Source organism: Streptomyces sp. NPDC043996, assembly GCF_056435225.1.
Map to the genome: position 1 here is coordinate 16,029 of NZ_JBWKEY010000020.1, position 13,363 is coordinate 29,391.

11 protein-coding genes and 1 pseudogene are annotated in these 13,363 nt (G+C 73.6%); 4 read left to right on the forward strand and 8 right to left on the reverse strand.

What is annotated here, in order from left to right; translation table 11 throughout:
- Window positions 1-514: 514 nt before the first annotated feature.
- The gene (locus AC07A4_RS37775) at window positions 515-925 is read right to left on the reverse strand and encodes a rodlin (protein WP_478608115.1); all 411 of its coding nucleotides are present in this window, start codon (window positions 923-925) and stop codon (window positions 515-517) included.
- 350 nt (window positions 926-1,275) lie between these two features.
- Between AC07A4_RS37775 and AC07A4_RS37780 the strand changes: the two genes are divergently transcribed.
- The 3 genes from AC07A4_RS37780 (at window position 1,276) to AC07A4_RS37790 (ending at window position 3,381) form a co-directional block, all read left to right on the forward strand.
- Window positions 1,276-1,686, forward strand: coding sequence for a rodlin (locus AC07A4_RS37780; protein ID WP_478608118.1), 411 nt, complete (start codon window positions 1,276-1,278; stop codon window positions 1,684-1,686).
- 300 nt (window positions 1,687-1,986) lie between these two features.
- Window positions 1,987-2,244 (forward strand): chaplin, encoded by a 258-nt coding sequence (locus AC07A4_RS37785; protein ID WP_478608120.1) that lies wholly within the window; start codon window positions 1,987-1,989, stop codon window positions 2,242-2,244.
- Window positions 2,245-2,340: 96 nt separating this feature from the next.
- Window positions 2,341-3,381 carry a chaplin family protein gene (locus AC07A4_RS37790; protein ID WP_478608123.1) on the forward strand — a complete coding sequence of 347 codons (1,041 nt, stop codon included), beginning with the start codon at window positions 2,341-2,343 and terminating at the stop codon, window positions 3,379-3,381.
- Window positions 3,382-3,466: 85 nt separating this feature from the next.
- Here the strand turns inward: AC07A4_RS37790 and AC07A4_RS37795 are convergent, their stop codons facing one another.
- Window positions 3,467-4,738: a carboxylate--amine ligase gene (locus tag AC07A4_RS37795; RefSeq protein ID WP_478608126.1), complete on the reverse strand. Its 1,272-nt coding sequence runs from the start codon at window positions 4,736-4,738 to the stop codon at window positions 3,467-3,469.
- Between the two features lie 140 nt (window positions 4,739-4,878).
- On the opposite strand from AC07A4_RS37795, the gene AC07A4_RS37800 reads away from it, so the two are divergent.
- A complete protein-coding gene (locus AC07A4_RS37800) occupies window positions 4,879-6,198 on the forward strand; it encodes a glycoside hydrolase family 26 protein (RefSeq protein ID WP_478608128.1) in 1,320 nt (439 codons plus the stop codon).
- A 34-nt stretch (window positions 6,199-6,232) separates the two neighbouring features.
- Here the strand turns inward: AC07A4_RS37800 and AC07A4_RS37805 are convergent, their stop codons facing one another.
- The 6 genes and pseudogenes from AC07A4_RS37805 to AC07A4_RS37830 form a co-directional block, all read right to left on the reverse strand.
- Window positions 6,233-7,351 (reverse strand): GNAT family N-acetyltransferase, encoded by a 1,119-nt coding sequence (locus tag AC07A4_RS37805; protein WP_478608131.1) that lies wholly within the window; start codon window positions 7,349-7,351, stop codon window positions 6,233-6,235.
- Window positions 7,348-7,989 (reverse strand): YveK family protein, encoded by a 642-nt coding sequence (locus tag AC07A4_RS37810; protein ID WP_478608134.1) that lies wholly within the window; start codon window positions 7,987-7,989, stop codon window positions 7,348-7,350. The genes AC07A4_RS37805 and AC07A4_RS37810 overlap by 4 nt, the downstream gene beginning before the upstream one ends.
- Window positions 7,982-9,142 (reverse strand): glycosyltransferase, encoded by a 1,161-nt coding sequence (locus AC07A4_RS37815; protein ID WP_478608136.1) that lies wholly within the window; start codon window positions 9,140-9,142, stop codon window positions 7,982-7,984. Before AC07A4_RS37815 ends, AC07A4_RS37810 begins: the two co-directional genes overlap by 8 nt.
- Before the next feature lie 230 nt (window positions 9,143-9,372).
- Window positions 9,373-10,134, reverse strand: a pseudogene (locus AC07A4_RS37820) (polysaccharide deacetylase family protein); the annotation flags it as partial.
- On the reverse strand, window positions 10,131-11,990 hold the full coding sequence (murJ, locus tag AC07A4_RS37825; protein WP_478608138.1) for a murein biosynthesis integral membrane protein MurJ: 1,860 nt from the start codon (window positions 11,988-11,990) through the stop codon (window positions 10,131-10,133). The gene murJ and the pseudogene AC07A4_RS37820, both read right to left, overlap by 4 nt.
- Window positions 11,987-13,357 (reverse strand): O-antigen ligase family protein, encoded by a 1,371-nt coding sequence (locus AC07A4_RS37830; RefSeq protein WP_478608140.1) that lies wholly within the window; start codon window positions 13,355-13,357, stop codon window positions 11,987-11,989. The genes murJ and AC07A4_RS37830 overlap by 4 nt, the downstream gene beginning before the upstream one ends.
- Window positions 13,358-13,363 lie beyond the last annotated feature (6 nt).

The following is a 13,363-nucleotide window of genomic DNA, read 5'->3' on the forward strand; positions in this document are numbered from 1 at the left end:
TGGGCACCACGCCTTCTTTCGGAGGATTCCTCATGCTGTCGGCGATGCCGGAGACGTGGAATCGTTGAACCTTCCGGGTGCTCGCGAGCACGTATCTGATGGGGCCGGGTGTGGTTTTGCAGGACGGTCAATCAGGTACGTAAACAGGCGATCAAAGTCGGTAAGGCGGCGACCGTATGGGTGCCGCCGAGGAGGGGACATGAGTAACGCTGGAAGAAAATGGAAGCGGCAGGGCTTCATTCCGGTCAGCAGGCCGCCGTCGGACGTGGGTGCGGTGCCGATCTACGAATCACTGATGCATAAGTGGAGTGCTCAGGGAAAGACAGTTCCGGGCCGCCCCGATCACGAATGGAAGAACCTCATGGGGCGTGACTTCTGGCCCCGGCCCTGACCGTCCCGGTGGGGCGGACCGGTCCGGCGCCTGGCCGACGGGTCCGGTCGGCGGGTCCGGCCCCTACAGCACAGCGGGCCGCCGAGGAGAGCGTGGCGGCCCGCTGGGACTGAGGGCGGCTCGTCAGTGGTTGCCCGCGCCGTTGCCCGAGAGGACGGGGATGTCGTTGAGGATGTGCGACAGCGGCTCGTCGCCCTTGGCCTGCGTCGAGTTCTCGACACACTGCTGGTTCTGCGGCGCCGACAGGATCGGGATGTCCTGAACGGTGATCGGGACCACGCCGACGACGGAGCCGACGTTGGCCTTGGCGGGCAGGCCGATGCAGGGCTTGTTGAAGGAGCCCTGGATGAGCGCCATCTGCGGGCTCATGTTGCCGTGGGTGGCGAAGTTGCCGTACTCCTGTGAGGCGCCGTTGCCGCTCAGGGACGTGGTGCCGGTGTCGTTGCCGATGGCGGACGCGGTGGGGGCCGCCGCCGCGGACATTCCTACTACGGAAGCCGTGACCGCGGTCGCGGTCATAACCTTCTTGAGCACAGGATTTCCCTTCTGATCAGCCCCCGTCCAGGAGCACTTTGGCTAACTGCGCCGTCGCGCGGTGGTTGCTCCAGTTCACTCGGATGGCCCACGTTCGGGATATGAAACTCGTATTTTCCTGTCGGGACCGCGAGTGGGGCCGAAGAAATGACTAAAGGACGGGAGCGATGCGATCAGATTATTTCTCCGCGGCGGGTGCCTGTGGATAGCTGAGGGAGGGCTATGGATAGCCGTCGAGTTCCCGATGGAAAAGGGATCCGATGGGGTGAACGTGCGCAACCGAGCGGTCGCTTCGCCTGTTGAACCGGGCTGAAGCAAGCCGTGTCTCTGCCCAGGAAAAGGAACAGGAAATGCTTAAGAAGTCAATGGCAGCGGCCGCGGTCGCCGCGTCCGTCGTCGGAATCTCTGCCGCCGCCGCGCCCACCGCGCTGGCCATTGGTGACGACCACGGCACGCACTCGATGAGCGGCAACGACGCCAAGTCGGTGTTCGGCAACTCGGCCACCCACGGCGACATGAGCCCGCAGCTCTCCGCGGTGCAGGGCTCGCTGAACAAGCTCTGCGTCGGCCTGCCCGCCAAGGTCAACGTCGGCTCGGTCGTCGGCGTGGTTCCGGTCACCGTTCAGGACATCCCGATCCTGTCGGCGCCGCAGTACCAGCAGTGTGTCGAGAACTCGACGCAGGCCAAGGGCGACGAGCCGCTGTCGCACATCCTCAGCGACATCTCCGCGCTCTCGGGCAACGGCGTCAACAACGGCTGATCCCGCGCGCGCGACGTCCGCCCGGGCCGCTTCGTCCTCGTCTTCGAGGGCGGCGGTCCGGGCGGTTTTGTGCGGCCAGCGTGCCCCTTGTGCGGCCCGCTCTCATTTACGGGACTGGTAGCCCCGCTTTTCGGTCAACTCGCCTCAGTACAGGGTGGCTTGGCGCACTGAGTCAATCGAGTGAAATTCTGCATCACATCAATTTCACGGTTTCTTCGCTCTTCCCTCCTCGTTAACAGGACTCAGGTCACGGTGCGGGAAGCAAATATTGACCGCCCGGTTCCCAACCGCCGAAAAGGCGTGACCCGACAGAAGGGAAATGTTGTGAAGCTCAAGAAGAGCGCGACCATCGTCGCGGGCGCCGTTCTGGCTCTGGGCATGGCCTCCCCGGCGTTCGCCGACGCCGACGCCAAGGGCGGCGCGCACGGTTCCCCGGGTGTGCTCTCCGGCAACGTCATCCAGGTTCCCGTCCACGTTCCCGTCAACGTGTGCGGCAACAGCGCCGGCCTCATCACGGTGCTGAACCCGGCCTTCGGCAACACCTGCGTCAACGACTGACGCAGTCAGCCCAGCTGTTCAGGCTGCGCCTTCGCCGGCCTTGGCCCCTCACCGGGTGCCAAGGCCGGCTCCACCGCTCAGAGGAAGATCACTAGATTGCGACAGGCCCTCAGCAAAGGAATGCTCTCCGCCGCGGCGGCGTCGAGCATCCTGTCTCTGTCTGGCACCTCCGCCCTCGCGGCCGACGCGAGCGGACAGGCCCACGGGTCCCCCGGCCTCCTGTCGGGCAACTCCGTGTCGGCCCCGGTGGACGTGCCGGTGAACGTCTGCGGCAACTCCGCCAACGCGGCCGCTGGCCTCAACCCCGCGGGCGGCAACAGCTGTGCGAGCTCCGGGAGTTCCGCCGCCCCACAGCGCTCCGCCCCACAGCGCTCCGCCCCACAGCGCTCCGCTCCGCAACAATCCGCCCCACAGCCCTCCGTCGTCCGCGCGCAGCAGCAGCCGACGGCGCCCGCCCGGAGCGCCGCCCCCGAGCGGCCCGCCCCGCGCGCGGCCGCGCACCAGAGCGCCCCGGTGGCACCCGAGCGCCCCGCCGCCCCGCGGCAGCGTCCGGCGGCACCGCAGCAGCGCCCCGCCGTGCCCCACCAGAGTCCGCAGTCCCACGGCACCCGCTCCCACGAAGGACCGCGTTCCCCGGAGGGGACGACGGCCACGAGCGAGGCCTCGCACTCGCCGGGCGTGCTGTCCGGCAACAGCGTCGCGGCGCCCGTCGAGCCCGGCGTGAACTTCTGCGGCAACACCGTGGACGTCGTCGCGGCCCTCAACCCGGCCTTCGGCAACCGCTGCGCCGAGGGTGCTCCGGAGCCCGGCACCCCCGAGGTCCCGCTGCCGCCGAAGGAGCACAGCGAGCCCCCGGCGCCCCGCCCCGAGAGCCCGGAAAGCCCGGCGGGCCCCAAGCGGCCCGCGCCGAAGTCCCCGCCACGGTCCGTCGAGTCCCCCGACGTGCCGAAGGTCCCGGCTCCCGTGTCCGAGGCGCCGCGGGAGCGGCCCACCAGGGTCGCGGTGACCGAGGCCGGTGCCCCGCAGCTCGCGCGGACGGGCGCCGAGCCGGGCCTGGCCGCCGCCGGGGTCGCGAGCGCCGGTCTGGTGGCCGCGGGCGCGGTCCTCTACCGGCGGGGACGTGCCACACGCCCCTAGCGTCCAGCCGACACCGCCGTCACGCGAAGCGTGGTGCGCCCCCTGACCGGGGCCGCGCACCACGCTTCGCGCTGTGCGGCGCCGGTCAGCTGCCCAGGCGCTCGTGTTCCCTGGGGCCGGTGCGCGGCGCTGGCACGGCTCCCGGGTTCGGGGGCGTGCGCCGCGGTGCGCGCAGCCAGGTCCACGCCCGCCCGCGCAGCCGCCGTACGACGTTTCGTCCCCACAGCAGACGCAGCGCGGCGCCCGGGGCGCGGTCGTCCGGCGCGTGCCAGGCCAGCTCACGGGGTGCCGCGCGCGGGCCGGGCAGGAGCGCGGTCAGCGGGGCGTAGTTCTCCACCAGGAAGCTGCGGCCGGGCAGGGGGCTCGGCGCGGACAGGGGGCGGTCCGTCAGGTCCAGGTGCTGGGCGCGCACCACGTCAAGGTCGACGCCGTCGGCGAACAGGCGGAACTGGGCGCCGGGGCGAGGGTTGAAGTCGAGCAGGTGGTACGTGCCGGTCGCGGCGTCCTCGCGGAAGTCGAGGTCGAAGACGCCCCGGTAGCCGACCGCCGTCAGGAGCCGCGCGGCCAGGGCCTCCAGGGCGGGGTTGGGCACCCACTCGCCGCGCACCGTGCTGCCCGCGGCCCGGGGCCAGGAGCGCAGCTTGCGGCCCGTGCCGCCGCCGTGCACGCGGCCGTCGCGGCCCACATAGCCGTGTACGAACCAGTCGGCGCCGCGGTGCGCCGCCACATAGGCCTGCAACAAAAGCGGACTGCCCGCCTCCGGACCCCGTGCGAACAGCGCCGCCGCCTCGCCGGGGGAGCGCACGACCACCGTGCTGTGCAGGCCCGCGTCGCGCGGCAGGCACCAGGGGCGGCTCCACTTGGCGACCGCCGTCGGGCCGAGGCTCCGCGCGAGCGCCGCGGCCCGTGCCGCCGAGTCCGGGCGCTCCGTCCTCGGGTGCGGTACGCCCGCCGTGGCGCACAGTTGGGCGAGCGCCGCCTTGTCCGCCACGCGCTCCGCCGTGCCGGGCGCGGTCTCGGGCAGCAGGAAGGCGCCGTCGAGATCGGCCCGCAGGGCGTCGACGGCCAGGGCGCCCGCGTCGTCCAGGGGGATGAGCACGGCCGGGGCGCGCAGGCCGTCGGCGACGCGGCGCAGCACGGCCGCGGTCTCCGCCAGGGGGGCAGTGGGCGGGGGCGGGGTGTGCGTCCGGTGCAGATAGCGGGAGCGGGCGACCGGGCCCCGGGCGTCGTCGGCGACCAGGTGGACCTCGACCCCCGCGCGCCCCAGCGACCGCACTGCTCCCAGCGTTCCGTGGTGGAAGGCATTCCTGTCGATCCGCAGCAGGACCGCCGGGGTGCGTGTATCCAGTCGCTGCACTTTCGCCCTTACTGTTCGAACTCCGCGGCCGTTCGCCCAAAAGAGGGATCTGCCGACAGGGAGGATTAGGAACTCGATTGGCACAATAAACATAAATATGACTGAGCGTCAGTACGCGGAGGCGGAAACGAGGAGCAGAGATGATGACTCGACATAGTCACCGACGCGGTAAACGCGTGGTCTTTATCGCCGCCGGGATCATTATGTCGGCCGTGCTCGCCGCCGGGCCGGGATACACGGTGGTCATGCAGCGCGACGATGTGCCGCCGTCCGCCAACGTGCCCTCGCCCGCCGCTTCCGCACCACCTGTCACCCCCGCCGTGCCCCCCGCGCCCGCCGTCTCACCGGTCCCGCCGTCGCCGACGGTGCCTTCGCCCGCGGGCCCGTCCCCCGAGGCGCCCTCGCCCGCGACCCCCTCGCCTGCGGCGTCACCGTCGCCGGTACCGGCCACGCCCCCGGAGGCGGCCGTCTTCGGCGCGTACGTCGACTACAGCTCGCGGGGCCCGCGCCGCATCCAGGAGCTCAGCCAGTGGCTCGGCGGCGCGAAGCTGCGGGTCGGACACACGTATCTGCCGGGGGACCGGTGGAGCAACATCGAGGGCGCGCCCACCTTCCTGGAGAGCTGGGCGCAGTGGCGCAAGGAGCGGGACGACCGGCTCTTCGTGCTCAACGTGCCGATGATGGAGCGCAACGAGGACGGCGTCGGCGACTACGAGGTGCGCGCGCTGCTGCGCCGGGCCGCGGCGGGCGAGTTCGACGAGCACTTCCGGGTGCTCGCGCGGCGCCTGGTCGACCTCGGGGTGCCCGACACGGTGCTCGTCCTGGGCTGGGAGATGAACGGCATCACGTACACGCACCGCTGCGGCCCCGACCCGGAGTCCTGGAAGAAGTACTGGACCCGGGTGGTCACGGCGATGCGGTCGGTGCCGGGGCAGAAGTTCAAGTTCGACTTCACGCCGAGCCGCGGGCGGGACGCCGTCGCCTGGACCGAGTGCTATCCCGGTGACGACGTCGTCGACATCATCGGCATGGACTCCTACGACCAGCCGCGGGGCATGTCGTTCGACGAGCAGGTCTCCGAGCCGTACGGGCTCCAGCACCACGTCGACTTCGCGGCGCGGCACAAGAAGGCCATCTCGTACCCGGAGTGGGGCCTTTTCCGCAACGGCGACAACGCCGAGTACATGCGCCGCATGCTGGCCTGGATGGACGAGAAGCAGCCGCTCTACAACACCATCACCGACTACTGCCCGCACGGCGTGTGGCAGTGCGACTCCAACCCCAGGGCATCGGCCGTCTACCGGGAGCTGTTGAACGGCCGCGGCACCGAGCCGACGCCGAAGCCGACCGAACCGGTGACTCCGCCCACGTGCTCGCCGCTGGACCTCGGCGACTGGGTCGAGTACTGGCTGGGCGGCAAGCTGTGCCTGCGCTTCGACTGGTTCCGCAGGAACCGCTGAGGCGGGGCGCATGATCGGTCGCGGTGGCGCGGACCTACTCGGGGGCCGCGTCACCGCGACGCTCGCGCCGGGCGTCGAGCAGCCGCTTGCCGCAGCGGCGGGCGGCCGCCCGGGTCACGGCAGCCGCGAGCAGCGGGGCCGTGGCGGTACGGGCCAGCAGGTAGCGGCGGTTGACGACCGGGTCGGGACGCCAGTGCCGCTTGTAGGGCTCGGTGCCGCGCAACAGGCTCAGCGTGCGGGGGTGTTCGCCCGCGGTGTGCCGGGTGCAGGCGTCCAGGAGCATCGTGGCCACGTCCGCCTTGCGCTCCCGCAGCAGCGGGTGCGCGCCGTACAGGTAGCCCCCGGCGAGGCCGCCGGACAGGAGCGTCAGGTCGGCCGCCATCACCTCGCCGTCCAGGCGGAACTCGGTGACGACCGCCTCGCCCGCGGCGACCATGGGCCGCACCGAGCGGATCAGGTGCTCGCGGAAGCGCGGCCGCAGGTGCTCGGTGGTCACCTTGCGCCCCTGCCACTGGAGTTGGTGCAGGCGCAGCAGGGTGCGCAGCGACTCCGGTACGCCCTCGGCGGGCACGACCCGGGTCTCCACGCCGAGCTTGGCCAGCTTGCGCAGCTTGGCGCGGGTGCGCTGGGCCCGTGGCGTCGGAAGGCGGGTGAGCAGCTCCTCCATGGGCAGCGAGGGGAGTTCGAGACAGGGGGAGTCGTCGGCGACGTGCCGGGGGCCGCGCCAGTGTTCGTACACGCGCCCCACACAGCCGCCTGGGCGCACCTCGCGGAAGTCGAGCAGCGCGCCGCGCGCCAGGACCGCCAGGCCGTCGGTCAGGGCGCGCAGCCCCTCCCCTCCGGCCGCGTCGTCCAGGAGCACGTCCGTGAAGTCGGAGATGGCTCCCCCGAGCGGGGTGAGCACGGGCAGCGGGCCGCGCGCCCGCATCAGGGGAGCGGCGCCGACCAGCGTGTCGCCGTCGCGGACCAGCAGGACCCGCAGCCGCCCCTGGGCGCCGTACGACTGCCACCAGGAGGACAGCCAGGCGTGGCTCTGGAACGGCGTCGCCGCGTGGCACGCCCGGTACAGCCGCCCCCAGGGCGTCGCGAGGCGCTCGAACTCCTCCTCGCGCACGCAGAGTTCGACCGTGATCCGGCTGCCTGCCGCCGTCACACCGCGTCCCTGGCCAGGACCGGCGCGGGCGCGGGCACGGCGGCCGTGGCGGAGCGCTCGGCGCGGCGCGGGCGCACGAGCAGCGCGAGGCCGCCGAGGAGGCCGCCCGCGCTGGTGCCCACCAGGGTGCTCACCGGCGCGGACACCGACGAGGGGGCGGTGGGCTCCAGGGCGCGCGAGAACGGAAGGAGCTTGACCCGCGTGCTGTCCTTGGCGTGACCGGCGCTGACGGTCAGGGAGCGGGCCACGGCGTTGGCGGTGATCGCGGCCTCGCCGGGGTGGGACGAGGACGCGGAGATGGCGATCATCGGCGCGTCCGGAGACGTGGCCACGCGCACGCTGTCCTTCAGGCGCGCGGCCGAGACGCCCGCCGCGACCTGGGCGTCGCCGAGGACGGCCAGCTGGGTCGCGACCCTGCCGTAGGCCTGCGCGTAGCCGAGCGCCGCCGCGGGGTCCGTCTGGCCCTGCGGCACGGCGAGGACGTAACTCGTCGCCGTGTACTGGGGGGTGTGCAGCACGCCGTAGGCGCCGCCCGCGGTGGCGCCGAGCAGGGCGCAGGCGGGCAGCGGCCACCAGCGGGGCAGCCGGGCGAGGCGGGTGCGGGCGGCGCCGAGACCGGCGTGGAAGGGGTTACTCATGGAAGGTCACCTCCGAAGTCGGGCCGGGGAGCGAGCCGGAGAGGGCCGACTCGTAGACGTTCATCAGCTGTCCGGCGCTGCCGGCGATGCTGTAGTGGTGGGCCGCCGCGGGGGCCGTGCGGGCCGCGGGGCCGCGGGGCCGCAGGGTGTGCAGGGCGCGCGCGAAGGAGTCCGGATCGCTCGCGCAGGGCATGGCGAGGCCGCGCTCGGCGCAGGGCCGGGCGTCGATGGCGGGGCAGTCGGAGTAGAGCACGGGCAGCCCGGCGGCCAGGCCCTCCAGGAGGGCGAGCCCGAAGGCCTCCTCGGGCGAGGGCGAGGCGAGCGCGTCCATGGCCGAGAGCAGGGCGGGCAGGTCGGTGCCGTCCGAAGGGCCGTCGCCGGGATCGTGCCGGGACTCCCCCGCGAACCGGACGCGGTCCGTGATCCGCAGCCGCCCGGCGAGCTCGCGCAGCTCGGCCTCCTGCGGTCCCGTGCCGACGAGCAGGGCCATGACGTCGCCGGGGAGCTGGGCGACGGCCCGCAGCAGCACGTCGAAGCGCTTGCCGGGGGCCAGGCGGCCCACTCCCCCGACGACGTACGCGTCCTCGGGCAGGCCGAGGCGGTGGCGTCCGGCCACACGGGTGGCGGGGTCGTAGCGGAACCGGTCGGCGTCGATGCCGTTCGGAACGACGCGGATGCGCTGCCGGGGCACGCCCCAGCGGTGCAGACGGCGGGCGACCGCGGGGGACACGGCCACGGTGAGCCGCCCGGCCCGCTCCCCGGCGAGGTACAGGGCGCGCACGCCGCGCGTCAGCGGCCGCCCCTCCATCTGTGACTCGCCCAGGGAGTGCTCGGTGGCCACCACCGCGCGGACCCCGGCGATCCGGGCGGCGATGCGGCCGTACAGACAGGCGCGGTACAGATGGGTGTGGACGATGTCGTAGTTCCCGGCGCGGATCAGCTTGGTCAGGCGTGGCAGCGCCGACAGATCGCGGTTGCCGGACATGCCGAGGTGGGTGACGCGGGTGCCCTCGGCCATGATCTGGCGGGCGACGGATCCGGGGTTGGTGAGGGTGACGACGTCACAGGTGGCGGGCAGATGGCGCAGCAGGAGCCGCAGTTGCTGCTCCGCGCCGCCCATGCCGAGCCCGGTGATGACGTGCAGGGCCCTCATGGGGTCACCGCCCTCGGGGGCGCGGTGGGGTCGGGGGCGGCCGACGGGGTGGAATCGGCGGCGTCTTCGGCCGTGATGCTTGACGCGGCAGCGCGTGTTTCACGTGAAACATGACGTGAGGCGGCGGGCGGTGTTTCACGTGAAACATGGCGGGCGGACCCGGCAGGCGCGGCGAGGTCCGCTGGCCTCTTCGGGGCGGGCACGGCCGACTCCGTGAGGTCCGCCGACGGCACCGTGCGCCCGCGTCGCCGGTTCAGCCGCTCCTTGAGCCACAGCCGTCCGGCTGTGTCCCGCTGCCCGATGTGGACACGGGGCAGGGCGAAGTCGCCGGTCAGGTCACCGGGGGCGATCGCGCAGGCGTACCGGTACCCGGCAGCGCGCACGGCGTCCCGGACCCGGGCGTCGACGTAGCCGTACGGATAGCAGAACCCGAGCACGTCCGCCCCGATGAGGTCCGCGAGGGCGCCCCGGCTGTCCTCGACCTCGTGGCGGAGCAGCGCGTCGTCGGCCTGGGTGAGGTCCACGTGGGTGAGGCTGTGCGAGGCGACCTCCATGCCGCCTTCGTGGGCGGCGCGGATGCCCGCGGCTCCGAGCAGCGGCTTGCGGGGGCCGAGCGGGTCCCAGGCGTTGTCGCCGTCCAGGCGGCCGGGCAGGACGAAGAGCGTGGCGGTGCAGCCGTGGCGGTGCAGCAGCGGCAGGGCGTGGTCGAGGAAGTCCTGGTAGCCGTCGTCGAAGGTGAGCCCGACCAGTGCGTCCGCGCGGCCCTCGGCGCGGGCGCGCAGCAGCTCCCGCATGGAGACGCCGCGCAGGCCCCGGCGGCGCAGCCGGGCGAGCTGGGCGTCGAGGCGCTCGGGGGTGACGGTGATCTGGTACGGGTCGTCGGGGCAGCGGTCCACGGAGTGGTACATCGCGATCCACGCGCGGGTGGCGGTCGGCCGGGCGGGCGGTCTCGCGCCGGCGGGGGTTCTGATGTCGGCGGTGTCAGAGGTCATGACGCGGAGCCAGCTTTCGTAGAACGGGGCCGAAGCCTTCGCAGGGCGGGGCCGACGGCGGAGACGGCGGCCACTAGGGGGCCGACGCGCAGGGACCGGCCCACCAGGAGGAAGGTCGCGAGCACGGTCGGGCCGCAGAGGAGCAGAGCGAGGACCGGCGAGGCCACCGAGCTGGCGCACAGGGCGCCGAGCAGCGTGGCCGCGGCGGTGGCCAGGACGAGGCGGGCGAGCTCCGCGACGATCCTGGGGGTCCGGATGGGGACGGTGCGCGGCCCCATGCCGCGCAGCAGCAGCGTGGCGGTGAGACAGATGCCGGTGGCGTTGGCGGCCGCGATGCCGTACACCCCGAACGTGCCGACGCTCAGCAGGCCGAGGCCCGCCGTGGTGACGATGCCGAGGGACATCGCGTACAGCGGGGCCCAGGTGACACGGCCCGCCGAGAAGTACGAGCGGGCCAGGGCACCCACCAGGGTGTGGCCGAGGAGCCCGAGCGCGTACACCCGCATCACGGAGGCCGTCGCCGCCGTGTCCTCGGGGGTGAACGCGCCGCGCTGGAAGAGGAGCTGGATCAACGGGTGCGCGCCCGCGATCACGAAGGCCGCGCCGAGCAGCACCACGCACCCGGCGAGCACGACGTCCCGCTCCACCCGGTCCCGTGCCTTCAGCGTCTGGCCGTCCGCCTGGGCCCGGGCCAGGGAGGGGAACGTGACGGTGCACAGCATCAGGGACAGGGCCATGGGCATCTGCGCGACCTTCTGCGCGTAGTTCAGATGCGAGATGGCCCCGCCGGGCAGCGAGGACGCCAGGAACCGTTCGATGAGCACCTGCGACTGGCGGCAGAGCGCGAACAGCAGCACGGTCCAGATGACCGCGGTCCGCAGCCGCGCCGCGGGCGTCGCCGGTGTCGAGTCGGCGGGCCGCCCGGCGGTGCCCGTCCCGGAGCGGTGCCGCAGCTGCCGCCACAGCGAGGGCACTTGCGCGGCCACCATCAGGGCACCGCCCAGGGCGACCCCGGCCGCCGCCGCCCGCACGCCCCAGCGTCCGGCGAGCAGGGCGAGCGTGACGATGATGGTCGCGTTGTAGACGACGTAGATCACGGCGGGGGCCGTGAAGCGCTGGTGGGCGCGGAGCGCGGCGCTGCAGTAGCCCGCGAGGCCGAAGGAGAACGCGCAGGTCGCCGTCAGCCGGGTGCACTCCACGGCCAGTCGGCGGTCGGGCAGGCCGGGCGCGAGGGCGGCCACCACCCAGGGGGCGGCGAGCGCGAGCAGCAGGGCGGCCGCCGCGAAGCACAGGGTCATCCGGGGCAGCGACGCGGCGACCAGGGCGCGTACCGGATCGCGGGGGGCGGGGCCGCGTCCGCGCTGGGCGAGGGCCAGGCTGAACGCCGGGACGAGGAAGAAGGCGAGGCCGTCCTCGATCAGCAGCGTGGCCGCCATCTCCGGCACGGTCCAGGCCACGAGGAACGCGTCGGTGCCGGTCCCGGCCCCGAAGAAGTGCGCCAGCGCCTGGTCCCGCGCGAGCCCGAGCAGCGACCCGGCCACCGAGAGCACGGCGGTGACGAGTGCGGCCCTGGCGAGCAGACCGCGCCCGGCGTCCCTGCCCGGGACCGCACTCGGGGGTGCCGCATGTGTGTCCGTACCGGCGGGTGCCGCGAGCCTGTCCCTACCGGCGGCTTCGGCACCCACGTCCGCACCGACGAGCGCCGCGCCCGCACCCGCGTCCGCACCACCGGATCCGGAACGCGCGCCCGCACCGGCGCCGGTGGCGGTGGTGGTGTCCTCCCCGCACATCTCGACGGATTCCTCCCCGGGGGCCCGCAGCGCCCCCGTGTCCCCACCCCCGGAGGCAGTGATCATCGCGGCCATGCCTCCCGCCGTCGCGCGTGGTCACCGACGCCCCACCAGGCCACGACGCCCACCAGGACGGCCATGAGCACGGTGGAGGGGCCGCCGATGTCGGCGTACAGGAAGTCGACCAGCTGCCACACGAGCAGTCCGCAGGCCAGGAGCGCGCAGTCGAGCCGTTCCTGCCGCCGCCCCGCGGGCAGCTTCCGCGCGTGGGCCCAGCGGCGCAGCGCGCACACCAGCAGGCCGGTCCAGCAGCCCGCGAGGGCGCACAGGCCGAGGAGCCCCTGCTCGCTGAGGACGAGCAGGTACATGTTGTGCGGGGACAGCAGGGGCTGGCGGGCGAAGCCCTGGCCCGCGCCCGCGATGTCGCTGCCGGAGGAGAGCGCCACCGAGGCGTGGCTGTCGCGGTACTCAGGGAAGCCCTTGAGCCCGACGCCGGTCGCCGGGCGCTCGCGCCACATGTCGACGGACGCGGCCCACATCGTGTACCGGTCGGTGACGGACTGGTCGGGCGCGTCGGTGACCTCGGTGATGCTGCCGAGGCGCTGCTGGAGCATCTGCGAGCCCACGCCGAAGCCGCCCACCAGGACCACGGCGGCGGCGGTCGCGGCGAGCAGCACGCGCAGCGCCCGCCGGACCCCGGAGAGGACCAGGACCACGCAGCAGGCCGCCGCCGTGGCGATCCACGCGCCCCGGCTGAAGGACAGCGCGAGCGGCACGAGCAGCAGTCCCGCGCACACGGCCGCGACCGCGCGCTGCCGCCGCGCCCCGGGATCGTCGCCGCCGCGGAAGGCCAGCGCGAGGGCGCACACGACGCCGTACGACACGACGGTGGCCATTCCCATGACGTCCGTCGCCCCGAAGGTGCCCACCGCGCGGATGTCCTCGCCCATGTACGAGGCGCCGGTGCCGGTGGCGTACTGGTGGACGCCGAGCCCGCCCTGCCACAGGGCGAGACCGATGAACGCCCAGGCCACCAGGCGTACGTCACGCTCGTCTCGGAGGAGGCAGAGCACGGCGAGCGGCACCAGGACGAAGACCTGGAGGTAGCGGGCGGCACCGGCGAGCGCGGCGCCGCCGGTGGGCGCCGCGCAGGCGGCGACCGTGACGCCGAGCACCGGAAGGCCGAACAGGAGCGCGGCCGTGCGGGTCAGCGGGCGCCGCGCGGAGCGCACGGCGGCCAGGACGCACCCGGCGACGACCAGGCCGGAGACGGCGTCGGCCACCGTGGCCTGCGGTCCGCCGGAGGCCGAACCGGCGGGCACGGGCAGCGCGAGCAGCGCCACCAGCGCGACGACGGGCAGCACGGGCGCGGCCCGCCGCACGGCCGGGGGCAGTTCCGGCGGCGCGATCCGCGCGCGGTCAGCGGTGAGCACGCGCGG

Excerpts from the sequence above, each read along its gene's own strand:
- AC07A4_RS37780 (WP_478608118.1), top strand. The coding sequence starts at position 1,276 with ATGCTTAAGAAGTCAATGGCAGCGGCCGCGGTCGCCGCGTCCGTCGTC.
- AC07A4_RS37800 (WP_478608128.1), top strand. The coding sequence starts at position 4,879 with ATGATGACTCGACATAGTCACCGACGCGGTAAACGCGTGGTCTTTATC.
- AC07A4_RS37810 (WP_478608134.1), bottom strand. The coding sequence starts at position 7,989 with ATGAGTAACCCCTTCCACGCCGGTCTCGGCGCCGCCCGCACCCGCCTC.
- AC07A4_RS37815 (WP_478608136.1), bottom strand. The coding sequence starts at position 9,142 with ATGAGGGCCCTGCACGTCATCACCGGGCTCGGCATGGGCGGCGCGGAG.
- murJ (WP_478608138.1), bottom strand. The coding sequence starts at position 11,990 with ATGATCACTGCCTCCGGGGGTGGGGACACGGGGGCGCTGCGGGCCCCC.